Source organism: Cyclobacterium xiamenense, assembly GCF_009467825.1.
GTDB classification, from domain to species: Bacteria; Bacteroidota; Bacteroidia; order Cytophagales; family Cyclobacteriaceae; genus Cyclobacterium; species Cyclobacterium xiamenense.
Genome location: NZ_WIOK01000020.1, coordinates 54084 through 78691 on the forward strand (window position 1 = coordinate 54084; position 24608 = coordinate 78691).

Annotated in this window: 18 protein-coding genes; 10 read left to right on the forward strand and 8 right to left on the reverse strand. The window is 49.8% G+C overall.

Going from position 1 to position 24608, the window contains the following annotated elements:
* Positions 1-69 precede the first annotated feature (69 nt).
* The 3 genes from GCU44_RS15400 to GCU44_RS15410 all read left to right on the forward strand — a co-directional run bounded on the left by GCU44_RS15400 (position 70) and on the right by GCU44_RS15410 (position 4401).
* Positions 70-1503, forward strand: coding sequence for a BNR-4 repeat-containing protein (locus tag GCU44_RS15400; protein ID WP_154857405.1), 1434 nt, complete (start codon positions 70-72; stop codon positions 1501-1503).
* Positions 1504-1864: 361 nt separating this feature from the next.
* Positions 1865-3331, forward strand: coding sequence for a BCCT family transporter (locus tag GCU44_RS15405; protein ID WP_154857407.1), 1467 nt, complete (start codon positions 1865-1867; stop codon positions 3329-3331).
* Positions 3328-4401: a glycoside hydrolase family 113 gene (locus tag GCU44_RS15410; RefSeq protein ID WP_241684980.1), complete on the forward strand. Its 1074-nt coding sequence runs from the start codon at positions 3328-3330 to the stop codon at positions 4399-4401. Before GCU44_RS15405 ends, GCU44_RS15410 begins: the two co-directional genes overlap by 4 nt.
* 17 nt (positions 4402-4418) lie before the next feature.
* On the opposite strand, the gene GCU44_RS15415 is transcribed toward GCU44_RS15410, so the two are convergent.
* The 3 genes from GCU44_RS15415 to GCU44_RS15425 all read right to left on the reverse strand — a co-directional run bounded on the left by GCU44_RS15415 (position 4419) and on the right by GCU44_RS15425 (position 8139).
* Entirely contained in the window at positions 4419-5219 is an 801-nt protein-coding gene (locus GCU44_RS15415; RefSeq protein ID WP_154857409.1) for a hypothetical protein, read from the reverse strand.
* 31 nt (positions 5220-5250) lie between these two features.
* Positions 5251-6501 (reverse strand): MFS transporter, encoded by a 1251-nt coding sequence (locus GCU44_RS15420; RefSeq protein ID WP_154857411.1) that lies wholly within the window; start codon positions 6499-6501, stop codon positions 5251-5253.
* A 99-nt stretch (positions 6502-6600) separates the two neighbouring features.
* On the reverse strand, positions 6601-8139 hold the full coding sequence (locus GCU44_RS15425) for a GH3 family domain-containing protein (protein WP_154857413.1): 1539 nt from the start codon (positions 8137-8139) through the stop codon (positions 6601-6603).
* Positions 8140-8307: 168 nt separating this feature from the next.
* Here GCU44_RS15425 and GCU44_RS15430 point away from each other — a divergent pair, with 168 nt between their 5' ends.
* Genes GCU44_RS15430 through GCU44_RS15445 form a run of 4 tightly spaced genes read left to right on the forward strand, consistent with a single transcriptional unit; the run spans position 8308 to position 12184 of the window.
* A complete protein-coding gene (locus tag GCU44_RS15430) occupies positions 8308-8835 on the forward strand; it encodes a hypothetical protein (RefSeq protein WP_154857415.1) in 528 nt (175 codons plus the stop codon).
* 33 nt (positions 8836-8868) lie between these two features.
* Positions 8869-9291 carry a phosphoribosyltransferase gene (locus GCU44_RS15435; RefSeq protein WP_092168780.1) on the forward strand — a complete coding sequence of 141 codons (423 nt, stop codon included), beginning with the start codon at positions 8869-8871 and terminating at the stop codon, positions 9289-9291.
* Positions 9288-11156: a TonB-dependent receptor plug domain-containing protein gene (locus tag GCU44_RS15440; RefSeq protein ID WP_154857416.1), complete on the forward strand. Its 1869-nt coding sequence runs from the start codon at positions 9288-9290 to the stop codon at positions 11154-11156. The genes GCU44_RS15435 and GCU44_RS15440 overlap by 4 nt, the downstream gene beginning before the upstream one ends.
* Positions 11153-12184: an aldo/keto reductase gene (locus GCU44_RS15445; protein ID WP_154857418.1), complete on the forward strand. Its 1032-nt coding sequence runs from the start codon at positions 11153-11155 to the stop codon at positions 12182-12184. Before GCU44_RS15440 ends, GCU44_RS15445 begins: the two co-directional genes overlap by 4 nt.
* A gap of 48 nt (positions 12185-12232) precedes the next feature.
* On the opposite strand, the gene GCU44_RS15450 is transcribed toward GCU44_RS15445, so the two are convergent.
* Complete coding sequence (locus GCU44_RS15450; RefSeq protein ID WP_317175342.1) at positions 12233-13228, reverse strand: bile acid:sodium symporter family protein; 996 nt, start codon at positions 13226-13228, stop codon at positions 12233-12235.
* A gap of 191 nt (positions 13229-13419) precedes the next feature.
* Here GCU44_RS15450 and gap point away from each other — a divergent pair, with 191 nt between their 5' ends.
* A complete protein-coding gene (gap, locus tag GCU44_RS15455) occupies positions 13420-14421 on the forward strand; it encodes a type I glyceraldehyde-3-phosphate dehydrogenase (RefSeq protein WP_092168792.1) in 1002 nt (333 codons plus the stop codon).
* Between the two features lie 166 nt (positions 14422-14587).
* Here gap and GCU44_RS15460 read toward each other — a convergent pair whose 3' ends face one another.
* A complete protein-coding gene (locus tag GCU44_RS15460) occupies positions 14588-16141 on the reverse strand; it encodes a hypothetical protein (RefSeq protein WP_154857420.1) in 1554 nt (517 codons plus the stop codon).
* Between the two features lie 197 nt (positions 16142-16338).
* On the opposite strand from GCU44_RS15460, the gene GCU44_RS15465 reads away from it, so the two are divergent.
* Together GCU44_RS15465 and GCU44_RS15470 are read left to right on the forward strand one after the other, a co-directional pair.
* The gene (locus GCU44_RS15465) at positions 16339-17892 is read left to right on the forward strand and encodes a sulfatase family protein (RefSeq protein WP_161993951.1); all 1554 of its coding nucleotides are present in this window, start codon (positions 16339-16341) and stop codon (positions 17890-17892) included.
* Positions 17892-19157 (forward strand): hypothetical protein, encoded by a 1266-nt coding sequence (locus GCU44_RS15470; protein WP_194201673.1) that lies wholly within the window; start codon positions 17892-17894, stop codon positions 19155-19157. Before GCU44_RS15465 ends, GCU44_RS15470 begins: the two co-directional genes overlap by 1 nt.
* Positions 19158-19160: 3 nt before the next feature.
* On the opposite strand, the gene GCU44_RS15475 is transcribed toward GCU44_RS15470, so the two are convergent.
* From GCU44_RS15475 to GCU44_RS15485, 3 genes are all read right to left on the reverse strand, one after another.
* Entirely contained in the window at positions 19161-20288 is a 1128-nt protein-coding gene (locus tag GCU44_RS15475; RefSeq protein WP_154857425.1) for a mannonate dehydratase, read from the reverse strand.
* Complete coding sequence (locus tag GCU44_RS15480; RefSeq protein ID WP_154857427.1) at positions 20281-21492, reverse strand: alpha/beta hydrolase family protein; 1212 nt, start codon at positions 21490-21492, stop codon at positions 20281-20283. Before GCU44_RS15480 ends, GCU44_RS15475 begins: the two co-directional genes overlap by 8 nt.
* A gap of 112 nt (positions 21493-21604) precedes the next feature.
* Positions 21605-24097 (reverse strand): M56 family metallopeptidase, encoded by a 2493-nt coding sequence (locus tag GCU44_RS15485; protein WP_154857429.1) that lies wholly within the window; start codon positions 24095-24097, stop codon positions 21605-21607.
* Between the last annotated feature and the right edge of the window lie 511 nt (positions 24098-24608).

The window sequence follows — 24608 nt, forward strand, 5'->3', positions numbered from 1 at the left end:
TTCTTTATTTCGTTTCTTATTTAAGCAGGAATATTTTATTATTTTTGTTACTTCATCTTCTTGCAGCACATGAAACGACCGTATCTTATCATCCTTTCCAGCTTATTTCTTTTTTTTCTTTCTTTTGGGCAGCTGCTGCTTGCCCAAGAGAAATTTCCTGTAGCCGATGGCTACAAAGGAATTTGGTTTACCCTCGGTCAATTTTCCGAATACGGTGATAAATACTCGGGTGGACTGGGTACCTACACCGCGAAGCACATTCCTCTCGCCATCCATGCGCCGGAGGTAAATAAAACATTTTTTGTCTATGGTGGCACGCGCTCACCCGAAGAAAAGCACTTGCTATGCATGATCGGTGTATTTGACCACCATACGGGAATGGTTTCCAGACCCGTGGTAGTGCATGACAAAGAAGGTGTCGATGACCCCCACGATAATCCCAGCCTGGCCCTCGACGAAGAGGGGTACGTGTGGGTGTTTGTCAGTGGGAGAGGCAGACGGAGGATGGGCTATAAATACCGGAGTAGAGAACCGTATAGTGCCGAGTCTTTTGATCTGGTTAGCGAAGAGGAAATGACGTATCCGCAGCCAAAATACCTCGCTGGACTGGGATTTTTGAATTTGTTCACCAAATATACGGGGGTTCGCGAACTGTACATGGAAACCAGCCCGGATGGCATGGATTGGTCTGAGGATCAGAAGTTAGTTTCTATCAAACGAAATGGAGATAAGAACGCGGGGCATTACCAGGTTTCCGGGCAACACGGCGATAAAATTGGCTTTTTCTGCAATTGGCATCCCAATGGAAATGTGGATTTGCGTACCAATTTGTACTATTTCCAAACAACCGATTTTGGCGAGACCTGGACCGATAGTGAAGGAACGGTACTGGAGGTTCCGGTAGTTAACCTGACCTCTTCCGGCCTGGTAAAGGAATATTTTAGCCAGAACCGAAACGTGTATTTAAAGGATATCAACTTTGACGCCGAGGGGAATCCCATGGCCTTGTATGTGGAAGGAATCGGGCATCAGCCCGGCCCTGAAAACGGGTTGCGAAACTGGCACCTGGTGTATTGGGACGGTAGCAGCTGGCAGGACCACCTGATCACCCAGTCGGACCAAAATTACGACATGGGGAGCCTTTGGGTAGCAGAAGATGAATGGACGGTTATAGGCCCCACGGCCGATCGTCCGCAGGCCTGGGGAGCCGGGGGAGAGGTGCAGGTATGGAAAAGCTTCGATCAGGGAAAAACCTGGGAAATGAGCCGTCAGTTGACCCGTAGCAGCAGGCGAAACCACAATTACATTCGGAGAGTTCAGCAGGGTTCCGACCCTTTTTATTACTTTTGGGCAGACGGAAACCCCAATGAATTTAGCGAAAGTCACCTGTATTTTGGCGACAGCGAAGGCCGGGTATGGATGCTGCCTTACGAGATGGAGGAGGACTGGGTAAGGCCCAAAAGGTGGCGAAACGACCTGTTTAACCGTTGGTTTTCCCGGTAACGTTTTTATCCGAATATCTCCTCAATCCCTTTTAGTCAAATCGTTTTATGCGTTGGTGCGAGGCTGTTGGTATACGTGGAGTGGTACGGTATGCGTTGCCGGTTTTATGGATGCGTGTGAATCATGCATTTGCCAGGTACTCCCGTGGTACCTCCATGTTGAAGTAAACGTTTTCGGGCCTTGCCCATATCGAAACATCAGCGAACCGGTTCAGGAAAGATAATTATTTCCCAGTTCTTACCTCGCCGTTGAAGATAGGTTTTCTTTTGAGTTTTTTACAAGTAGCTACAAAGAGCTATTGGATTAGGAGGCAAAATAAGCAATTGTGTATATTGTGGGTCATGAACTAATTCAAGAACTTGTGAGCGCTTACCGACAGCCAACTTTTCTCTATTCCTTCCTTGCCAGCCTGCTGTTCCTGCTGATGGCGTTTTTATTTCCTACCGGATTCAGGGAATGGCTCGGAGAAGTAGCGCGCAGCACCCTCTTCTATTTTGGCGATTTCTACCTGCTGCTCGGATTATTTATGGTTCTGGTATTGCTAGGCATCGCCTTGTCTCCCTGGGGGAAAATTACCCTGGGAGAGGGACCTCTGGCCTATGGCTGGTTCTCCTGGGTAGCCATGCTCTACAGCACGGGAATGGGGGCTGGATTAATGCTTCGAGCGGTTCAGGAACCGGTATTTTACTATACGCAACCGCCACGAGCATCCGAATGGACTCCAGAAGTTTTTGCCTTGGAATACACTTTTTTCCATTGGGGGCTTACCCCCTGGGCATTTTATGGGATGTTTGGGCTGATCATCGGCTACCTCGTATACGGCAAGTCACGTCGCATGCTTAGTTCCTCCATCCTGAATGACCGGTACCAACGGTCCTGGCTGACAGTCCCTATCGATGTAGTGACCATTCTTAGTACCCTATTTGGGGTGGTAGGAGCGGTAGGGCTGGGCAGCCGACAGCTACTCGCTGGATTTAGTGAAATCCTGATTCCCATTGAGTTGAGTTACCTAAATAATTCCTACCTGGTGCTTTTTCTGGGATCCCTGGCCACCATTTCGGCATTTTCCGGACTAAGTCGGGGTATACGGAACATCTCCCGGTTTAACATTGGAATGGCCCTCTTTCTGCTAGTTTTCACCTTGGTAGCCGGAGATACCTGGCACATGGCCGTAAACTTTACCTCGGCGCTTGGCGCGTATCTTTACGATTTTTTACCCATGAGCGTAAATGCCGGGGCAATGCGGGTATCCGAGGATTTTTTGATGGATTGGACCTATTTCTATTGGGCATTTTGGCTTTCCTGGGCGCCATTTACCGGGGTATTTATCGCCCGGATTTCCAAAGGCAGAACCTTCCGGGAATTCATCTTTGGGGTTTTATTGGTGCCTTCTCTCGGAACCTTTGCCTGGTTTGCTGTATTTGGAAGCGAAGCCTTTTTGCAGATCGGATTGCCCGAATCTTACCAGGGGCAGTTTGATTCCCTTTACAACTCAATTTTTCTGTTTTTTAACGGGCTCCCCCTGACGCAATTACTGCAGCCTCTTTCCTTGTTGCTGGTGTTTACTTTTCTTATCACCTCCATCGACTCTGCAATTTTTGTATTGGGCATGTTTGCCGATAACGGGAACAACGAGCCAAGAAGGAGAAATTTACTGGTATGGGGAACAATCCTCGTTTTATTTACCGTCGCCACACTCTTTATCGGCAAAGACCAGCTATTGGCCTCCATCAGCCAACTGTTACTTGTCATGGCCCTGCCTTTTAGTTGGATTTACTTGCTGATGCTGGGTGCATTTCTCTATTCCCTGTACAAAAAAAGCCCATGATGAGCCTGAAAACGAATATCGGATACCAGCTGCTTTACAGCTGCCTGCTGCTACCGCCACTTTTGGCCTGTTCCGCAAGCAAAACCAATGAGACCTTGCCTTCCCTGGACGGGGAAAAACACAGAGGTGTATGTTGGGTAGCTAGTCCCAACCCCCTGCTGGGCGGAGAACTGGCAGCCCTGTCGGAAACGGGTGCCAGCCATATTTCCCAAACGCCTTTTGGCTGGCAGGCCGATATTGCAGCTCCGGAACTGCGTTGGGAAACCCACACGGACAAGATGTGGTGGGGAGAAAGTACCACCGGACTGCAAGCGACGGTCGATTCGGCAGCTGAATTGGGCCTAAGGAGCATGTTAAAGCCTCATTTATGGGTACGGGGTTCCTGGCCAGGTGAAATCGCCATGAAAACCGAAACAGATTGGAAGCGTTGGTTTCACAACTACAAAGAATTTATTCTGTATTATGCCCAGTTTGCAGAGGCAAATGCCCTGCCCCTGCTTTGTGTAGGTACCGAATTGGAAAAAACGAGTCATCGGGAAAACGATGGGAGAGCCATCATCGCGGCGGTGAGGGAGATTTATTCGGGCAAGCTGACCTACGCCGCCAATTTTACTGAATACGAAAAGGTTCGCTTTTGGGACGCGCTGGATTACATAGGCGTGCAGGCCTACTTTCCCTTGGCAGAAGGTTCGGATCCGGATCTGGCTCAGCTGCACCGGGGTTGGGAAAAAGTATTGCCAACACTGGACAAGGTCAGCCGGAGCTTTCAAAAGCCTATTTTGTTTACCGAACTTGGCTATTGCGATACACGCGATGCCGCCCAGGAACCCTGGCTCTGGCCCAACCAGCGAAAGAATGCCACACTATCTCAGGAAATTCAAGCACGTTGCTACCAGGCTTTTTTCGAAGCAGTCTGGGACAAACCCTGGTTTCAAGGAGTGTATTTCTGGAAATGGTACCCCCGCTCGCGGGATCGCGTACCGGATTTTAGCCCCCAAAACAAACTCGCCCAAGGGGTCATGAAAGCGTTTTTTAGGGAGCAGGCAGTCTCTGCTAGCGGAAGCCGTTGAGTCGATTCCTCAACGAATCAGTACTTCCATTCTCCTTTTTTCATCTTCACCAGTGGGGAGGTGTCTCGGTGGATATAGCCGTGCACACCGGCGGTGAGGAGCAACATCAGGGCCACCGCTGCAGCCAGCATACCGATAGTCGGCGCTTGCTCCCATTTGCTTACAGCAATGGCTCCAATCCCCCAGGCACCGACCAGGGCCGCTTCGCGCATGTTCCGATACAGGGTCAACAGCATGTATATCGCCGCTGCTACCAGTAAGATGACCACAGCCCAGACCGTATCGGTTTCCGGTTGGCCGGAGAATCCCAGACTACGCAGGACCACGGAGGTATTGAGCACGGTGGCCAGTATGACCCAACCGGTGTAAATACAAATGGGCCACCACACCCAAAATAGGATACGCAAAGGAACATCGTCCAATTCTAGCCTGAAGTTGATCACCAATCGAATCAAGGCCAGTAACAGGCCAGCGATAAGCAATAGGGATAGCCAAAGATGTCCGGAAGTCCAGGCCCAGACCCAAAGCGCATTGCTTAGATTCGCCAGTGAAAACCAGATGCCGGCGGGAAGAAGGGCGGTGGCGGAATTTCCCGTCAAATAGCCTTGCCATTGGAATACCAAAAAAGCCAGCCAGCCCAGATAGATTAACCCCCAAATGGAAAAGGCGTACCCAGCCGGCGTCAGCAAGGTTTGGTAATCGGCGCTGACCTCACCGACCGTGCTGCCGAAGTAATCCCCGGAGCTTCCCAGATAATTGAAGAGCAATACTACGAAAAAGGTTACACTATTGATAACTAACAGAGGTAATGGTTTCATGATCGATTAATTTTATGGTACGTGTTTGGGATTAATTTCTCTCCCAGAGGAGTGCGGATTTTTTTATGGCTCGATAGGTCCTTTTGCGTAGCAAAGGCAAACTTTTGGCATAATAACCTGCCAGGAGCAGCACGCCAATGCTTCCACAGAAGACGGTTAGCGGCGCGCCTATCGTATCGCTTATCCAGCCGATCAAAAAGCTGCCCAGCGACAAGGAACCCATAAATAGCATGATGTAAAAGCTCAATACCCGTCCTCGTTTCTCCTCCGGTGAAATCGTCTGAAGCAGGGTATTGGATCCCGTAAATACAATGACCCTGCCCAGTCCGGTGGTTACCAACGCAAGTAAGGATACCCACAATAGCGTACTAAACGAGAAAACGGCAAGACCGAGTGCAAATAGAAGGGTACCCAGGAGAATCAATTTGTCCAAACCCAGTGCATTTTTTTTGGTACTCACAAAAACGGCTCCAATTAGGGAGCCCACCCCAACAGCGCTGGTCATGTATCCAAAAATAACGGCCCCTCCGTCAAAAACATCCGCAGCAAATACAGGCAAAACCACCATGTACGAGACACCGACCAGGGTAAGTCCGGCCACAAACAGGATGATGAAGCGGATGTGCCTGGTAGAGATGGCATAGGCTGCGCCTTCGGCAAATTCTTTGGTAAACCGTTTGGCAGGTAGTTTTTTTGGGTTGGGGCGGTAATCAATACCGGAAAAAAAAGCAACCACAGAAAAGCTTGCCAGCGCATACATCAGAAAACAATACCCTTCTCCGATAAGGGGAATCAACACTCCTGCCAGGGCCGGCCCCAGGATGCGTGCGGTATTGAATAGGGAGGAGTTTAATGCAATGGCATTTGTTAGGTAGTTTTTATCTTCGACCAGATCGTTGACAAAAGCATGCCTGGAAGGCATTTCCAGCCCGCTAACCAGACCAAACAGGATTTCCAATCCAAGCAATAGTTCAAAATTTATCTGGTCTGCCAGCGTAAGGAACGCCAATACCGCCGCATTCACGGCAATGATGGATTGGCACACCATCAGCAAGCGGTGCTTGTTGTACCGATCTGCCAGTACACCAGCTACCGTGGAAAACAGAAAGGCCGAAATTTCCCGCGAAAAAGAAACCAGGCCCAGGAGCAAGGCAGAACCGGTAATCCGGTATACCAGCCAGCCCACCGCTACCTGTTTCATCATGTTTCCCAGGTTGGAAAAAGCCTGCCCCGCAAAGAAAAACCGGTAATTTTTTGAGGACAGTGACTTAAAAATCATCATGGTGTTTCCAGGTAGTTCCTTTCTTTACGATTGCTTCCTCCCCAGGAGATTACACTCAAATGTAAAGCTATTTTGGCAGAAACCTGTGGAAAATCGGTTTCAGTATTGCTGCAGGTATCCCGCTTCTTCCAAAAACGATTCCCAATCAACAAAGGTATTTTCTTTCATGACGCGGGGAAATTTCGTTTGCCCGCCTTTCTTTTTTTGTTTTTCACTGTATGCAATAAAGGCTCCGGCCGGAATCAGTATGGCTTCTACCGATTCCAGCGCTTTTTTTCGGGCAACCTGGTAGTTTTTATTGGTTTCCTTCAGGAATTGATCCAAAAATTCCGTTACCTCCCGATTCTCCGCCTCTCCGGATTCCTTTCCCAGGTACCAACGATGGAGGTAGGCGCCGTTTTCCTGAACCGCACTCACGGTATATTCCGGGACGGCCAGGCCGAATTTTTCCTGAAGCGCTTCCATCGCCTGGTCCATTTGGTGAACACTTAGCTGGCTTCCGACCACATTTAGGAAAAACTTGGTACGCCCGGTGATTTTGATTTCCGCTTGCTCTTTGTCGGTAAACGCTACGGTGTCACCGATCATGTACCGCCAGGCTCCGGCTACGGTAGAAATGATCAAGATGTATTCGGTGTTTTCTTTTACTTCACCGATGGTCAAGGCTTTTGCATCGGGTCGAACACTTCCTTTTTCGTCTAGATTTTCGGGCGTAAATGGAACAAACTCAAAAAAGACGCCATTGTCCAACACCAATCCCATCGAATCCGTTTCGGGTCTTTGTTGAAAGGCAAGAAACCCCTCCGAAGCCAGGTAGGTGTCGATGTATACCAGGGGATGTCTCAGGTTTTTCTCGAAACTTTTTCGGTGGGGTTCAAATGCCACGCCGCCGGGCGTGTATACCTTCAAGTTGGGCCATAGGTCATGGATCGTCTCCACCTGATGGTAGGCAATCACCCGTTTCATCATCAATTCAATCCAGGAAGGGATACCGGAAATGCTGCCGATATCCCAGTCCCTGGCTTGTTCGGCTATCTTCTCGATGCGCTCGTCCCAATCTTCGATGGCAGCGATTTCCGGGCCGGGTTTGTAGAAATTGCTGAACCAAAAAGGAATCTGGCTGGCACTGATACCACTTATTTCGCCTTCCAGAAAGCCTTCGTTTTCTTTTAGGTCCGTTGAACTTCCCAGCATCATGATTTGTCGTTCGAAAAAGTCCGCCGGAAGGTCGTAATGGGACAGGCTCATGATTTGCTGGACCCCCGTTTTCCGTATGGCATCGAGCATGTCGTCCGTCACGGGAATGTATTTGCTTTTGCTGGTCGTTCCGGAACTAACCGCAAAAAAGCGGTTGATCCCCGGCCAGGTGATGTCCCGATGCCCCTCCCGGATTTTGCACCACCACTGTGCATACAGGGTATCGTAATCAAAAAACGGCACGTTGGTTTGAAACCCGGAGATGGGGTTTTCGGCACCGAGCAGAAGGTCAAATCCATGGTACTTCCCAAAGGAGGTATCTTTGGCCTTCTCCAGCAATTCCTTTAATACTTTTTCCTGTTTTTCAATGGGGGTAGCGTCGGAATTCAACTTTCCTCCCAGTTCGATTGCTTTTTTTACTAGTTCACCAATTACGGGCATAATGCTATTGCTAAGAATGATTCATGTGGGTTAATGGCTATTCCGGAACAATTATCAGACCAGAAATTTCGTTGCGTAGAGGAAGGTGAATGGACCGATTCTGTTCCCAAAAATTGTACGCATGAAATATTTTAATTACATTATCCCCAACAAATTATCCACGTTCCCATGATACACTCTATAAGCGAATATTACAAAAGCAGTCCGGCTTTGTTTGTGTTTATGACATTAACGGCTGCCGTTCTGTTTCCCTTGCTGGTCCACGTAGCCCCTCCGATACAGGGAAGCCCCACGGGCGCCGTTCTTTTGCCCCTGTTTTACGTTCCGTTGATTGCCCTGGTCCTGACAGACAAGGTGCCGGCTTTACTGGCCGCTATCGTTTCTCCTTCGTTGAATTTTTTAATTACCGGAAACGAGCAATGGTCACTTTTGCTACTCCTAACGGTTGAATTGACCGTTTTTACCCTGATACTCCAGTTTCTGTTCTCCAGAGGAAGGTCGTATTGGGCAGTGATTACCGCCATTGTACTCGCCAAAGCACTGGGTGCCGGACTTATCCTGGCCTTTGGCCTGATGCCGGTCGCACCCTTTGCCTATTTCAGCCAATCCTTATCTACCGGATTGCCTGGGATACTGATGCTGCTGTTGTTGGGTTTTTTGTTACTGGGCAAGAAAAAAAATCCAACCCGTACCTAAAAGCGAATGCTTCTCAGGCCTTAAAATGAACCTATGTCGGAAAAATTGGATATTTCTTTTGATGCCATCAGTGAAGCACTGCACGGATTTGACTTTCCGGAAGTAGATCTGGTTCTGGGAATCGCCAGGGGAGGAACACCCCCTGCCTGCATGATTGCGCATCAGCTGGGAGCGGCGTTGAAAATTGTCCGCATTAGTCACCGAAACGATGCCAACGAGCCATTGTACCAGGAACCAGTGGTTGTTTCTGATTTTGACTGGGATTTATTTAGCCACCACCGGATCCTGATCGTGGACGACGTATCGGTCACCGGAAAAACCATGGCGGCGGTGAAGGAACGGCTTTCCGGCCACGAAGTACACACGTTTGTTTTGAAAGGGACAGCAGACTACGTCTTGTTTCCCAAAGTAAAGTCTTGTGTGGCCTGGCCCTGGAAAAACACGATCGATGCATGAAAACCCCTACCTTTTGCTACCTGCTCCTGCTCTTTTCCGGTTGGGCAAGCTCCCTGCAAGCCCAGGAACCGGATTCGCTTGGCATGTCCCTGGATCAGGTCGTGGTGACGGGCACCCGGGCGGCGCGGGCTGCATCCCAGGTTTCCGCCAGTATTTCCATCATTGATCGGGATCAATTGGACCAATCTTCCCATATCAACGTGTTGCCTTCCATCGTACCTCATGTTCCAGGACTGCTGTTGAACGACCGATCCACGGTAGGCTTCGGGGTGGGGCCCGGGTCGGGTGGAAACCTTTCGATCCGGGGAATAAGCGGCACGCCTAACAACCGGATTTTGGTGCTCATTGATGGCCAACCGCAGTTTATGGGGATATTCAGTCACCCAATTGCAGACGCCTATCACGCAACAGACATCGAACGCGTAGAAGTGATTCGGGGTGCGGCCTCTGTGCTGTACGGCAGTAACGCAATGGGAGGCGCCATCAATCTGATCACGGCAAAAAACAATTCACCTGGCTGGACGGGTCAGGCAGCGGCTACCGCGGGCTCTTTTGGTACCCGAACGCTTTCAGGAAAGCTATCTTTCCAATCGGGAAAATGGGAATCCGTGATTTCATTGAACCATGGAGCGACCGATGGATTCCGGGACGATGCTGCAGACGGCTTTTCCAATACCTCTGTGTTTTATAAACTGACGCATCGCCTCGGAGACGGACTTTCGCTGGCCGGTGACGTACAACTGTCAGATGCCAGCTACCAGCATCCAGGTACAGTGGAGGCACCGCTTTCCGATGATCAGCGGGATTACCGGAGGGGAAGGGTAGCGCTGGGACTGACAAACGAAGGAGACAAAGCTTCCGGAGCAGTACTGTTGTACCACAATTTTGGTGAACACCGATTTACTACCGGATTTGAATCCGTGGATTTTAACCAGGGGCTGTCCCTGTACCAAAACCTAAAACTGGTGCCCGGGCAAACGCTCACAGTGGGAGTGGAGCACAGCCGCTTCGGGGGAGAAGCCAACAACGACCGACTTCCTCCACCCGCTGCGATCGGTTTGGATGCCACGCATCGGGTACGGCAGACGGAAGTATACCTACAGGTCCAACAGGCTTTTTGGCAAAAGCTGCACCTCAATGCCGGTGTTCGGGAGGTATACAATTCCCAGTTTGGCAATATGACCGTACCTGGATTTGGTCTTTCCTTCGAGGTAAATCCCCGCAGCGTCCTTAAGGCATCCTCTTCTCGGGCGTTTCGAAGCCCATCGGTTGTGGATCTTTTTCTTTTTCCCCCATCCAACATGGAATTGCGCCCCGAATCCTTGTGGAACCACGAATTGGGGTTTCTCCGGAGCTTTTCTGGCGGAAAATGGGATTTGGAGTTGGTGCTTTACTATACCAAAGGAGATAACCTCATTCAGGTGGATGCGGAAGGTGGACCACCGCGAAACAGGAATACCGGGGCCTTTCGAAACAAGGGCCTGGAAAGTCAGGTAAATTTCAAGCCAACTGGGGATTTGGGATTTCTTTTTAGTTATAATTTTGCAGATGTGTCTGAAAATGTGTTGTTTACACCCAGGCATTACGTGAAATTACAAATGAACGGGCAGTTGGGGAAATTTCAGATCGTTCCTTTTGTGCAGCAGGTTTTTGGTCTTCGCAATTCGCTGGTTAGTGAAGCAGAATCCGAAACCTACAGCTTGCTGAATCTACAGGTAAATTACCAGATCACGGCCAGGTTGCGTGCCCATGTGCTGGGAAATAATTTATTGGACAGTAACTACCAATTGGAAAACGGGTATCCCATGCCGGGAATAAACATGGCTGCTGGAATAAACTATCAATTTAAACCCAAAAACAAATGAAAAGGGAAAATGAAAAAGACAGACGCTCCTTTATAAAAACACTGGCGGGCTTGACGGCAGGCATCATGTTACCCATGCAGGTGTCGGGCCTTCAGGCCAGTGTGGGCGAACGAAAAGAACGTACTGCCCGGGTAACGGACCGTTGGGGAGACCTGCTTCCGCAGCGGAAGTTTGGAAATACGGGAGAAGCGGTAACCATGCTTGGCCTGGGTGGGGCGCATATTGCCCGCATGCCGGAGAGCGAAGCGGAACGGACCATCGAACGGGCCATAGCGGGTGGCATTCGTTTTTTTGACAATGCGGAATCCTATGGCAATGGACGAGGAGAAGAACGCTACGGAAAATACCTGAGCCCCAAGTACCGGGATGTTGCCTTTATTCAGAGTAAATCCACGGCACGGGACGGTAAGACAGCACAGGCCCATTTGGAAGGAAGCTTGCGGCGCCTAAAAACCGATTACCTGGATTTGTGGTTGATTCATGCCGTGACCAGTCCTTCGGACGTGGACAGCCGTATTTCCAATGGCGTATTGGACGTGGTGCAAAAGGCCAAAGAAAGCGGAAAAGTACGGTACATTGGGTTTTCGGGACATTCCGATTTTAATGCCCACTTGCGCATGTTGGAACGTACCGATCTGCTGCAGGCCTGCCAAATGCCTATCAATGCGTTTGACCCCAATTACAAGAGCTTTATAACCAACGTTATGCCTCGGCTGGTGGAGAAAAAGATGGCTCCCCTCGCCATGAAAACCCTGGCCAATGGCGGGTTTTTTGGCGGGACTTCGCATTTCAATCACGGCGATAAGCCCAAAATTATTCCCAATGCATTGAGTGTGGAAGAAGCCGTGCATTTTTCCTGGTCCCTGCCCATCAGTGTGTTGATTACCGGCGCGGACAACGCGGATATGCTAACAGAAAAAATCAATTTTGCGAAAACCTTTACTGCCTTTGACGCGGCCCGAAGGGATCAATTGGTGGAGAAAGTAGCCGGTTTTGACGGAAGGATGGTGGAGTACTACAAGGTTTGACAGGCGGCAAGAAGTAAGCAGACAAATAGGTTTTGTTTTCTGAGCTAATCAGGCAGCAAGGCTGGAAACAGCCGTTTTATACTTCCAGGCCGTTGCCAGCAGCAGTCCGGAGACGATGTGCCAGATTCCCCACCATCCGGCAATGATCGACATCCCTCCCAAACCTTCAAAATAAGTAAAAATCAATACCAAAGCCAACCCGGAATTCTGTATACCGGTTTCCAGGGTCAGGGTTTTGGTTTCCGTTAGGGGTAATCTACCCATTTTTGCCAAGAAAAAACCCGACAGCAATGCCAGCAGGTTGTGTAGCAATACGATGCTGAAAATAAGGCCAATCACCCGGGTAAACAAGTCAAAGTTGCTGTAAAAAGCCACGATGACAATGGTAATAAACACCAGCACGCTGAGTGGCTTCAGGGCCGTAGCCATTTTGCGTGCTGCCAGTGGCCGCTTTCGATTGACATAGATGCCCAAGGTGAGGGGTATACCCAAGATCAATCCTACCGTTTGGAAAACCTCCGTATAATCCAGTCGAATCTGGGTAAGGAGTTCCGCAGAAGGGCCGTATAAGTCCGACCAAAGCGCAAAATTTAATGGTGTAAGAAGTACCGATGACAGGGTAGCAAAAGCAGTGAGGCTTACCGACAGGGCGGTATTCCCTTTCGCCAGATGGGTGAGAAAATTGGAGATGTTCCCTCCGGGGCAAGCGGCGACTAAAAACATGCCCAGGGCCACACTGGGGATCGGCTGAATCACCGAAACTAACAGCCAGGTAAGCGCAGGCAGTAAAAGAAATTGAGCGGAGATTCCCAAAAAAAAGGGTTTGGGTCGACGCCAAATTCGTTTAAAGTCTCCAAGCCGGATATCCAGGGCGACGCCAAACATAATGACGGCCAGGGAAACATTCATTAGAAATAGCGAATCTCCCTCAAAGTGTATCTGTAATTGGTCCAATTCCTCCATAACAATACAAGCAACAAAAGGTAAAAATAACCGAAATTTTCGAACCACATTCGGGTTTTCTCTTACTGCAAGTTTTTCCAACTAAACAAAAGCAAAATTTCAATGATAAATTAAATTTTTATAAATTTGACCATTGAAAATTTCGGTAGGATTGTTCAAAATCCTTGTTTTGCTAATTATGATTCGTTCGCCTTGCGGACAAATTATCCCGGCGAGATAAGGAATTGCAGTTGCTATTACTCTTTTAAACCTTAGAATAGAAAAGTTAGATTATGGAAAAAATCAAAGTAGGTATCAATGGATTCGGCAGGATTGGAAGACTTGTGTTCCGCGCCGCTCAGGAAAGAGATGATGTACAAATCGTAGGCATCAATGACTTAATTGATGTAGACTACATGGCCTACATGCTAAAATACGATTCCACGCACGGACAATTCAAGGGTGATGTGGAAGTAAAAGACGGGAAACTGGTAGTAAATGGAACGGCCATCCGCGTTACTTCCGAAAGAAATCCCGCGGATTTAAAATGGTCGGATATCGGTGCTGAAATCATCGTAGAATCTACGGGTTTGTTTTTGACCAAGGAAACAGCCAAAGGACACATCGACGCAGGTGCCAAAAAGGTCGTGATGTCTGCACCTTCCAAAGACGATACCCCCATGTTTGTCATGGGTGTTAATGAATCTTCCTATACCCCGGACATGGTGTACGTGTCCAACGCATCCTGTACCACCAACTGTCTGGCGCCACTTGCCAAGGTAGTAAACGATAACTGGGGCATTGAAGAAGGGCTAATGACCACCGTTCATGCCACCACCGCCACCCAGAAAACGGTAGATGGACCCTCCGCAAAGGATTGGAGAGGGGGCAGAGGCGCCGGACAAAATATCATTCCTTCCTCTACCGGTGCTGCGAAGGCCGTAGGAAAGGTGATCCCCGAGTTGAATGGCAAACTTACCGGTATGGCTTTCCGCGTTCCCACGCCGGATGTTTCCGTAGTAGATCTTACCGTTCGCCTGGTGAAAGGAGCCAGCTACGAGGAGATTTGTGCCAAAATGAAAGAAGCCTCCGAAGGTGATCTGAAAGGAATCCTTGGCTATACCGAAGACGCGGTCGTATCCAATGATTTCATTGGTGATGCCCGTACGTCTATCTTCGATGCTGGAGCCGGCATACAGTTAAGCGATAAATTCGTAAAACTGGTGGCCTGGTACGACAACGAATGGGGCTATTCCAACAAGGTAGTGGACCTGGTACAGTATATTTCCAAATAATAAACGGCCACCAAAAACCGCAACAAGTGGAGGGTTGAATGCACAGGCATTCAACCCTTTTTGTTTGCCCTTTTTGTTTTCCGCCGTAAAAATTGCTGCCCCAGCCCACCAGAGGACCAAGGTAGCGGGGACTGCTGGCTCTAAGGCGACTCCCTTCTTCTGGGACTTACCGTAGATCTTGTAGGATTTGCAGGGTTTCCCGGTGTAGAATTGGCGCCGTTTCCGGTCCCAGCGAGTTTACCTCTCCATAAGGGGCACTGTCTCTACCATAGGTAAAGGGAGGCTTCTCGTCCCATTGGCTTTTGGGTACAATGTAGCCAATCATATCATTTGCCATGCCACTAAAAAAGCGGTAGGTCCCCTGCATCTGGCTCCGAATGGAAGGAACTTCCACCGGTTCTATAGCAAAGTCCGCGCCCTCGGGTGACTCCACGCCCCCGTTGGCAATTTCGGGATACAGTTCGCCCGGAATATGTACAAAGGATGCCGGGCCAATCGTCCACGCACTGACCTCGGACCGCACGCTGCCCCATTCGACAAAGCCCCGGTCAAAAACGCCCACAAATGCGGCAAGTCGAAATAGCTTGTTTGTCATGGGAAGCGTTACGGTTTTGGCCCGCAGCGAGAGGCTTCCTTCCGCGATGCTATCGATTCCAGAATTTAGGGTTTCAAAGCTAATAGCTGCCAGGGCAAGGCCCTGTGCGTCTATTTTCTCGATCCCGGGCTCACTGAGCGCCCTGCCCGTGTACGGGTGTACAACGGTGTCGCTGGGACGCGTCGTCATCAAACCTCCAAGGGCACCGTTCATAAAGATCGCCACTCCACCTAGTCCTTCGTGAAGGACCGTGTCTCCTAGGACGATGCCCTCCTCCATGTATTTCCGCCAGTAATGGGGGAAATCGGAACTGATCAGCGTGTTTTGAGACCAAAGCGTTTCCGGATGGTTGCCCCAGTTCAGCAGCATTCCTATCGTCTTATCTGTGTCTCGTTCGCATACCTGCATCAGTCGGATGGCCGGATCGAGTACGGTTGGCTCCCGGCTATCGCCGACCAGTGGGATCGCCTCACTTTCGTTGACAGCAAATTTCAGTCGGGCGGGTCGCAGCTCTTCCAGGGCCGCCAGCACCGATGCCTCAATTCCATCGAAAACTTGCTGCTGGTAGTCCTCATTCACGCCTCTGCTAAACGGTCCGGGCCCCCACATCCCCATCAGATCCGGAGAAGAATGCACATGGGTGCTGGCGATGATCAAGTGATCCAGGTTCGTTTTTTCTAAAATGCGCTTCCGCAGAGTCACCACTTCGTCGTTTCCAAATCCGATCATGTCGATGATGCAAAGTCCCAGGGTATGGTTTCCGTCTCCCAATACCATGCTTCGCGCCCAAAGGGGATCGTTTATTCCGGAAGCAGGTTTATTCTGATGAAAGCCTGCCACCCAGATGGGGTCGAATTTTCCGTTTTGATTCAAGTCATGATAGGTGTCACCATCTTTTTCCCGGTAGCGGGCATCCCCATTGGCGTCCGACCAGGTATCAAATCCAATGGGACTGATGTCCACCTTCGCAAATCCTGCTTGAATGGTTCCCGGCTGTTTTTTTTCCAGAAATAAGTCAAGTGAATAGCCTGGATGACGGTCCCGAAATTGGTAGGCGCCGTAGCCCACAAGTAGCAGCATAACAAGCAATAAGGAAAGCAACAATACCTTGATCCAACGTTTCATCGTTCGTTTGTTTATGGTTTTCCTACCCGGTAGGTACAGGCTGTACGATCAATGGGTAGGTACAGGCATCCCGTATGCTGCAATGCAGCGCAGGGGAAGCGAGGCCTGATAAAAGTTATTTTTCGGTTGACAATTTTTGATTTTCTGAATGTTTGAGTAATATAGAAAAAAAATAATTTTATTTTAAAAAAATGGCCATGAAACGGTTTCTTTACGGGGGTGCGGTGGCGCTTTTCTTTCAGTTATTTTCCTGCAATCCGACACAACCTTCGAAACCGGACCGACCCAACATTTTGTTTATCTTCAGCGACGATCATGCCACGCATGCCATCGGCGCTTATGGACCAAAAGCAGGAAATCCCGAACTCCACCCCTATATTCAAACGCCAAACCTGGACCGGCTGGCAGAGGAAGGGGTACGGTTTACGAATGCCTTTTGCACCAATTCCATTTGTGGTCCAAGCCGCGCTGTCATCTTAACAGGCAAGCACAGCCACTACAACGGCATGCTGAACAACGATACCACGTTCAATGGTGCCCAGCAGACCTTTCCAAAAATCCTTCAGCGTTCCGGTTACCGAACCGCCTGGATCGGAAAGTGGCATTTGCTGTCCGAGCCCACCGGCTTTGATTACTGGTCGGTATTGACGCGCGGCAACGGTCAGGGGTCCTATTACAATCCGATCTTCACGGAGGCAGGGGGGCAGCAGGAGGAGACCGGATATACGGCCACCCTCATTACCGATCGCGCCATCGGATTCCTGGAAGGACAGAAGGATACGAATAAACCCTTTTTTCTGGCGTATTCCCACAAGACGCCGCACCGGGAATGGGTCCCTGCTCCGGAGGAATACGGCCTTTACAAAGACCTGGATTTGCCCCTGCCTACCAATTTTTACGACGAATACGAAAATCGTACCAGTGCCACCCGGGAACAGGAAATGGAGATCGCTGCTGACATGAATTACCGGGACCTGAAGCTGGTCTATCCTACCTACATGACCGATGCGCAGTTGGCCGAATTTGACGCTGCCTACGGGCCGGAAAATGCGGCCTTCAGGGAAGCCAACCTTTCCGGGAAGGAACTTACCGAATGGAAATACCAACGGTACCTGAAGGATTACCTGCGCTCGGTTGCCAGCATGGATAGGGAGATCGGGCGGGTATTGGATTACCTGGAGGAAACCGGCCTCGCAGAGAATACCATCGTTATTTACAGCTCCGACCAGGGGTTTTACCTGGGAGACCATGGCTGGTACGACAAGCGCTGGATGTACGAGGAATCCTTGCGTATGCCGCTGCTGGTAAAATGGCCGGGAGTGACTTCCGCAGGCACAGAGGTCAAGCAGTTGGTGCAAAATCTGGATTTTGCGCAAACCATTTTGGACATGGCGCAAAGTCCCATTCCCGACGACATGCAGGGTAGAAGTCTGCTCCCGCTACTACAAAACCCAACAGAATTAAAATCCTGGCGGGATTACATTTACTATCATTACTATGCCTATCCCGATTGGCACATGGTGCGGCAGCATTACGGGATCCGAACAGACCGCTACAAACTGATACATTACTACACCATCGATGAATGGGAGTTTTTTGACTTGAAAAACGACCCCAATGAAATGCATAGCCGCTATTCGGATGCGGAATACCAAGGCCAGGTATCCCTTATGAAGGAACAATTACAGGAAGCCAGGATTCATTACGGAGATACGGTCATTCTAAAGCCCACATCTAAATATCATCGTTAATGATTGACCGAAGGACATTTATCCGCAGGTCCGGCCTGATCGCCGCCGCCCTGACCAGCGGACCGGCCTGGATAAGCAGGGCTGCTGAGAGGCAACCGGTACGGATCACCGAAGGCCCGCAGGGGCACTGGTTTGGCTACTACGACAAATGGCAGGTGGATCCGTCGGGGCGCTATGCCCTGGGCTGTAAGGTTACTTTTGAGGGCCGATCGCCAGAGGATACCGATCGGCTGGAAATTGGTCTGATTGACCTTCAGGAAGGCCACAGCTGGAAAACGATTGGAGAGAGCCTCGCCTGGGGTTGGCAGCAGTCATGTATGCTGCAATGGATACCGGGTTCGGCTGAAGAAGTGATCTGGAATGATCGGGAAGCGGGAGGCTACGTAAGCCGAATTTACCATATCCACAGCGGACAGACACGTACCTTGCCCCAACCGGTATATGCCCTGTCGCCGGATGGGGCCTTTGCTGTGGGAACGGCCTTTAACCGGATACAAAACCTTCGGCCAGGGTATGGATACGCTGGCATTCCGGACCCCTACCAGGCGCAAAAAGCACCGGATGAAATCGGACTTTATACAATGGATTTGCGTACCGGTACTACCAACCATTTGTTGAGTTTGGCCGATTTGGCCCACCTTCCGCATGCAGGCGAGGATGTCAGCGACAATTGGCATTGGTTTAATCACATGCTGGTGAGCCCGGACAGCCGACGCTTGCTCTTTCTTCACCGCTGGCGGCCGGAAATACTGGAAAATCAACAGATGGCACGAACGGGGTTTGTCACCCGAATGATTACCGTGGACACTACTGGAAAAGACCTTTATGTAGCGGATCCTTCCGGTAATTCTTCTCATTTCGTCTGGAAGGATTCGGAACATATTTTTGTATGGACCCGCCCCGTGGGTAAAGAAGCCGGGTTTTGGTTGATCAAAGACAAAACCGCGGAAATGGAACGCATAGGTGCAGCGTCCATGGACCGAAACGGCCACAATACCTACGTGCCGCATACCAACGAAGAATGGGTCTTAAACGATACCTATCCCGACAAGGAACGGTTGATCACGCTGTACCTATACCACGTTCCGAGCAAGCGAAAGGTTATTTTGGGCAAGTTTTACTCCCCGGAGCGCTTTTTTGGGGAGTGGCGTTGTGACCTGCATCCGCGTTGCGATCAGCAGGGTAGACGGGTATTTTTTGATTCCACCCACGAAGGAAGTAGGCAAATGTATTCCCTGGATATTTCAGCTATTGTGGGCACTTAGCGATTATCCCTTGCTTTTTCCCACGCCTTCCATTAATCCCCGGATATAGCCAATGGCGTAGAGGGTGCCAATGGTACTATAGCCGGGTTTATCGTTGCTGTCCCCCGCCATGGTGGGTACGTGGTCGGGGCGGATGGGTCCGGTAAATCCAATCGAATGCAATGCACGCATGGCAGCAAACATATCGGTTTTGCCTTCGTCATGGAAGGTTTCTTCAAAATGATGCTTATGACCTTTCACATCCCGGAAGTGGACAAAATGGATGGAGTTTTTGGCGCCAAAATACCGAATGGCTGCCGGGATATCCACCCCCTCGTTACGATCCCCCATGGAGGCAAAACTCCCCTGACAGAATGTGATTCCATTGTAGTAGCTGGGCGCCATGGACAGTAGACGTTCGAAAGCTTTTGTCGAGGTCATGATTCGGGGGATTCCCTGAATGTGATCCACCGGAGGATCGTCCGGGTGCAGGGCCAGCTTCACCTGGTATTTTTCTGCTTCGGGTACCACGGCGTCCAAAAAGTACTGCAGGTTGTCCCACATGCCTTCATGGGTTAACTCACCGTATTCCCGGATGGGCGGCTTGTCCCGGACCTCTTCGATATCAAATCCGCTTACCAGTGCACCGCCTCTTCCGGGCCTATCCACTACTGTTCTGGCCCAACTAATCACCGGCATCCAATTGTAGCAAACGGTGTCGATTCCTTCCAGCGACAGGTTTTTTAGCAGGCTAATAAACTGGGAAATTTCTTCATCCCTACCCGACAATCCCAGTTTGGTTTTTGTTCCCAGTGAAGGCGGCCCTTCGATGACCCGTAAGGTAAGTCCTTCTTTTTTCCAGGCTGCTTTTACCCCTTTGATCACTTCTCGGGACCAGGGTTTTTGGCTGCCTAATCCGGCCATAGCTGGATTGATTCCTCCCACAGCACCCAGTACATCCATTTGCCGGGCAAGGGCGGTTTTTCGCTGCTCGATGCCCCAAAAATAGGCCAGACAAAGGCGCATGCCCAGGTCTCTCTGGTAGTCGGCTGTGCCCGGATGCGGACCTTGCATAAAGTCCATCGGTCCGGTCAGGCTCATTCCTGCCAATCCAGCGGTACGCTTGAGGAAAGTTCTTCTTCCCTTACTCATGACTTTTTCCGTAAAGTTGATCAGCAAAATCCATAAATCGCTGCCAATCGTAGGGAGTCAGGTTGTGTTTTCCCTCTCGGATATGGTGTCCGGCATAGGGCAAATGCAAGGGGGATTCTGGGGCGGGCAGGACGGAAGGAAAGGCACCTTCCATCCCGTAGATTTCCCGATGTACGCGCGTTCCATGGCGAAGGGAAAGAAACTCTCCCTTTGGATCGGCCCATTGATCCTCGGAGGCACTCGCCACGTATACGGCCCGGGGTGCAATGGCCGCCACCAGCAGGTGCTGATCCACAGGTAACAGGTCCTCCTGATCGTTGTACCGGTTGAAATTATCGGTAAACCAATAGGGGAAATTGGTATTGATTCGTTTGACCGTTTCACCAAACCGTCTCCGGGACAAGGCTGCCCCGCCGCATCCGGATTCGTTGGAGATGGTGATGGCCCATCGGGTGTCTTGTGCGCCGGTCCATAAAGAAGCTTTTCCTCCCCGTGAATGTCCCACGACGGCGGCCCTTCGGGCGTCAATCTGTGCATCGGTAACAAAATAATCCATGGCTCTCATGGCGCCCCAGGCCCACGCACCCAGCCCACGCATGCCATTCCCCATTTCTAACTGCTCGGGATACAGGGTGTTCAGTATATCTTCTTTAAAGGTTTCCTTGGTATCGTCCGACACGTCATTTACGTGAAAAGTAGCCGCTGCATACCCTCGCTGGACGATCTCTTCTGCCGGCCAAAATCCCGTCTTCACCTGGCGGGTAGGATCGATGTTTTCCGGGTCCCGGTGATTGATCAATAAAAAAACCGGAGCAGGCCCGGTAAGGGCATTGGGAATAAACAAGATCAGCCGCAGGCGATTGGAATCCCCATTCCGCTCCACCAGAATGTCAATTTCCTTCAAATGTGCATTTCCATTCATCGCTTGCGTGTCTTCGGAAACCAGTTCGAAACGAATTGCATCCAAATCCCGGGGAACTTGTCCGTACACCTCGTTTTCAAACAAGGAAACGATCTCGCCCCTACGTTGGATTTCCCAGTCCTGTATGGTTTCTATAGGTTCTCCCTTCAGCGAAACAAATGGATCGGGAAGTGAAAAAGGCGGGACCTTGGCTTCCTCGTAATTGAACGCATCATCCTGCGCAAATCCGGTGAAACAAGCGAGTAAATACAAAGCGAAGAATAAGGTGGTTTTGGATAGCATGGGTCGGTGCCTGTTGGGTTACAAGGGGTGCAATATAACGAAAACCTGCCAATTTACGGAAACGGAAGTTCTGTAAACCGGCAGGTATCCACGATAAACGGTTGCTGGTTTTTTATTTTTTGGTGATGATCAGGATCACGCCGTTTTTAGCCTTTGACCCAAACAAATCGGTTTGATCTCCCTTCATCACTTGGATGGACTCAATTTTCTGTGGATTGGTCGTAGTCAGGACACGTTTATCTTGCTGTATCACCCCATCGATTAGAAGCAAAGGGTCTTTGGTTGAATCAAACGGTTCGGACTGAAACTGATCTGCATAATTGATTTTTCGGAGGCCATTACTCCGCAGTGCTTCCTGCACGCGTTGAATGGTTTCCATTTTTACGCCTTCGGCAGCATAAAAGACCACTTCGGTGGTTTCCTTATTCCATTCTTGAAGTCGCACAATACTCGCGATACTATTCGATAGTCCAACCGATAGGGGAAGGGTGAATCCATCAATTGTCAGGTAGTCTTTGTTTAGGATTTTTAGGGAAACTTTTTTGTGCAGGGCTGGCAGCGCCGGCTTTCTTTCTTCGACGGCGTTCGATTTCCCGTAGCCATTCACAGTAATTTCCTCCCCATACAACCGCTTCTGAGAGGGAGGCAAGGGAATACCCTGATCCCGAAGTTGAAAGGTAATCGGTAGCAATACCAGGTAGTTGTCTTTGGGACTGACCGGCTCGAGTGGGGGCAGGTCTTTCAGTACGGTAAGCAACATTTCTCGCGTCTCGGGAGAAAGCGAATCCACAATTTCGTAGGAGAGTACCTTACCCATCCGGTCGGTTCGTATCTTGAGTAACGCCGTTCCGACGGTGGCCTCTTTCCGATCGGTCTTCGGATACGTTAGATTTTTTAGAAAATGCCCGGTAGCGGCGTCTCCCAGTTTAATGGCTCCGGATTTTAAATCGTTGATGGTTTCTCCGGATGCCGTTTTGTTTACAGAAGTTGCGTTGGGTAGTATCCGGTCGCTGACCGCCGGATTCGCTACCGGAAGCGGTGGCTGGAGGCTTTCCCTACCAGATTGTTCCCGTTTACCGGCATCTTCGGTGAGGAACAAGCTGGCCTGGACGACAACGGGGACGGAGCTGCCCGCATGCGCTCCGGGAATCCAGACAGGAGCATCCGGATGGCTGATTGCATCCAACAGCTGCTGGTCCACCGTACCGCCGAAACTCTTTTTGATAACCGGATGCATGATTTTGCCTTCCTGGTCAATAATAAATTCGAGGGCCACCGAACCCGAGATGGGACGCAAGCCTTCCCGGCTGGCATGAAGGCTTTGCTGCAGGTAATTGTACCAACTTTCCCACCCCGCAGCGGGGATTGGTTGTTGCTCCACCGATTCAAAGTCCAGGGCGTTTTCATACCGTTTGACCATGGTGGAATTGGAACGCAAGGATTCAATTAAATCCAATACCCGGAAATAGTCGTGTTCGGTCTGAATACCCGAAAACTCGTAAGAAAGTTCGCCCAATTGAGCGACTAGTTGCTGGTTTTCGAGTGCTCCGATACGTTCGTAATGCACCGGGTTTTTCATGTTTTTTATTTTGATTCCCACCTGTAGGGAATCCTGTGCCGCCAGCACCTGGTTCTTCAGCAGGTGCACCGGCCGCGTACTGATTTGATTGAAAAGAGTGATTCCTTCTTTGGTTTTCATGGATACCAGACCAAAAAGCATAACCATCAACGGAACCAACATCAGCAGCTTAAACCAATTGGTTTTTTGCGGACGCTTCAGCATCAGGATTCGGTTGAGTGTGGTGGACCGTACAAAGTAGCTTCCCAGGGGTAGGTCCAGTCCCTTGAATGCCATCTTCGCAATCAGTTGTGCGTAGGATAATTTGTTTTCGGTTCGTTTTAGTACCCGTGCATCCGCCTGGTACTCGTGCAGGTCCACCAGTGCCATACGCATCAGGTGAATCATGGGGTTGAACCAGAAAATCGTACTAAGTAGCTGGTAATAGAGAACATCGTAGGAGTGGCGTTGTCTCACGTGTTCCAGTTCGTGTTCCAGGATTTGCGCTTTCTCCCGGTCCAGTAAGTGGGGATGATCTTCCCAGAATACCTTATCAAAAAAAGAAAAAACAGGAGCCAATCCATAAGTAGGAACTTTGAAGTAATTATCCGTTAATATATAAACCGTCTGGTACCATCCCTTTTCCAATAATTGCCGCAATTGGAAATATTGCCAGAGCAAATGAGTAAGTAGGATTCCGGCAACCAGCAAATAAATCAACAGCAGGTAATCGGTAATTTCCCATAGTGTCGGTAATTTACTCCCTGTCACCGTTACTTCGGGTAAGCCAAAGGTGCCAACAATTTCAGCCGTGTCGGATGTGTCAAACGCGCGTAAGAATGCCGTATTTTCCAGCGATATACTCGGCTTGTCAAAGGCGACAGGTATCTCTACCAACGGAAATATAATTGCCAGTAAGGGGGTAAGCAATAGATAGACCCGATTGACCAAAAACGTTTTTTCATTTTTTAAAAAAACCCAATACAGCCCATAAAAAAAGGCCAGGCAGAACGTACTTTGCCACATGTAGTTGATAATGGTTGCCATAGTTAATTGATTTTCCTGGTGTAAGTATTGAATGGAACGGTTTGTATAGCGTATGTTATCTCGACGGGTGAAATGGATTCCGGCGGAAAAGCCCAAAAAGACTCCGAAGCAGGGAAATTGCTGCAATGGCTCCCGTTGGCCTTCTGCTTGAAATGACTATCGGTTGCAGCCAGCTTTAGGAAAAGAAGCGCTGTTTGCATTCCGGACAGGCAATTGGAAAACAATGCCCAATACCAGGTACTCACCGCAGTCAGATTAAAAATACGTGGATTGAATGTCATCACCTGGTTTCGTACGTTTTTGTTTCCTGAAACGATACATGCATTTCGTATAAACTTAACCATTTAGTTTTTATTTTCCAAACTATCGCTGATTTTTTTGCACCCGCTATATAATGGCTGAAAAAATACGGTTTGACCACCCAGATTTTTATCCCGATTTTGAACGGGTGGTTGAGCGGAGTAGCAGGAAAGAAAAATAGCAGGATTGACTGCCTACACCTGGGGTAGTT

What these genes read in the sequence shown, in the direction of transcription:
- GCU44_RS15400 (WP_154857405.1), top strand. Translation starts at nt 70, where the DNA reads ATGAAACGACCGTATCTTATCATCCTTTCCAGCTTATTTCTTTTTTTT.
- GCU44_RS15410 (WP_241684980.1), top strand. Translation starts at nt 3,328, where the DNA reads ATGATGAGCCTGAAAACGAATATCGGATACCAGCTGCTTTACAGCTGC.
- GCU44_RS15415 (WP_154857409.1), bottom strand. Translation starts at nt 5,219, where the DNA reads ATGAAACCATTACCTCTGTTAGTTATCAATAGTGTAACCTTTTTCGTA.
- GCU44_RS15420 (WP_154857411.1), bottom strand. Translation starts at nt 6,501, where the DNA reads ATGATGATTTTTAAGTCACTGTCCTCAAAAAATTACCGGTTTTTCTTT.
- GCU44_RS15425 (WP_154857413.1), bottom strand. Translation starts at nt 8,139, where the DNA reads ATGCCCGTAATTGGTGAACTAGTAAAAAAAGCAATCGAACTGGGAGGA.
- GCU44_RS15430 (WP_154857415.1), top strand. Translation starts at nt 8,308, where the DNA reads ATGATACACTCTATAAGCGAATATTACAAAAGCAGTCCGGCTTTGTTT.
- GCU44_RS15435 (WP_092168780.1), top strand. Translation starts at nt 8,869, where the DNA reads ATGTCGGAAAAATTGGATATTTCTTTTGATGCCATCAGTGAAGCACTG.
- GCU44_RS15440 (WP_154857416.1), top strand. Translation starts at nt 9,288, where the DNA reads ATGAAAACCCCTACCTTTTGCTACCTGCTCCTGCTCTTTTCCGGTTGG.
- GCU44_RS15445 (WP_154857418.1), top strand. Translation starts at nt 11,153, where the DNA reads ATGAAAAGGGAAAATGAAAAAGACAGACGCTCCTTTATAAAAACACTG.
- gap (WP_092168792.1), top strand. Translation starts at nt 13,420, where the DNA reads ATGGAAAAAATCAAAGTAGGTATCAATGGATTCGGCAGGATTGGAAGA.
- GCU44_RS15460 (WP_154857420.1), bottom strand. Translation starts at nt 16,141, where the DNA reads ATGAAACGTTGGATCAAGGTATTGTTGCTTTCCTTATTGCTTGTTATG.
- GCU44_RS15465 (WP_161993951.1), top strand. Translation starts at nt 16,339, where the DNA reads ATGAAACGGTTTCTTTACGGGGGTGCGGTGGCGCTTTTCTTTCAGTTA.
- GCU44_RS15470 (WP_194201673.1), top strand. Translation starts at nt 17,892, where the DNA reads ATGATTGACCGAAGGACATTTATCCGCAGGTCCGGCCTGATCGCCGCC.
- GCU44_RS15475 (WP_154857425.1), bottom strand. Translation starts at nt 20,288, where the DNA reads ATGAGTAAGGGAAGAAGAACTTTCCTCAAGCGTACCGCTGGATTGGCA.
- GCU44_RS15480 (WP_154857427.1), bottom strand. Translation starts at nt 21,492, where the DNA reads ATGCTATCCAAAACCACCTTATTCTTCGCTTTGTATTTACTCGCTTGT.
- GCU44_RS15485 (WP_154857429.1), bottom strand. Translation starts at nt 24,097, where the DNA reads ATGGCAACCATTATCAACTACATGTGGCAAAGTACGTTCTGCCTGGCC.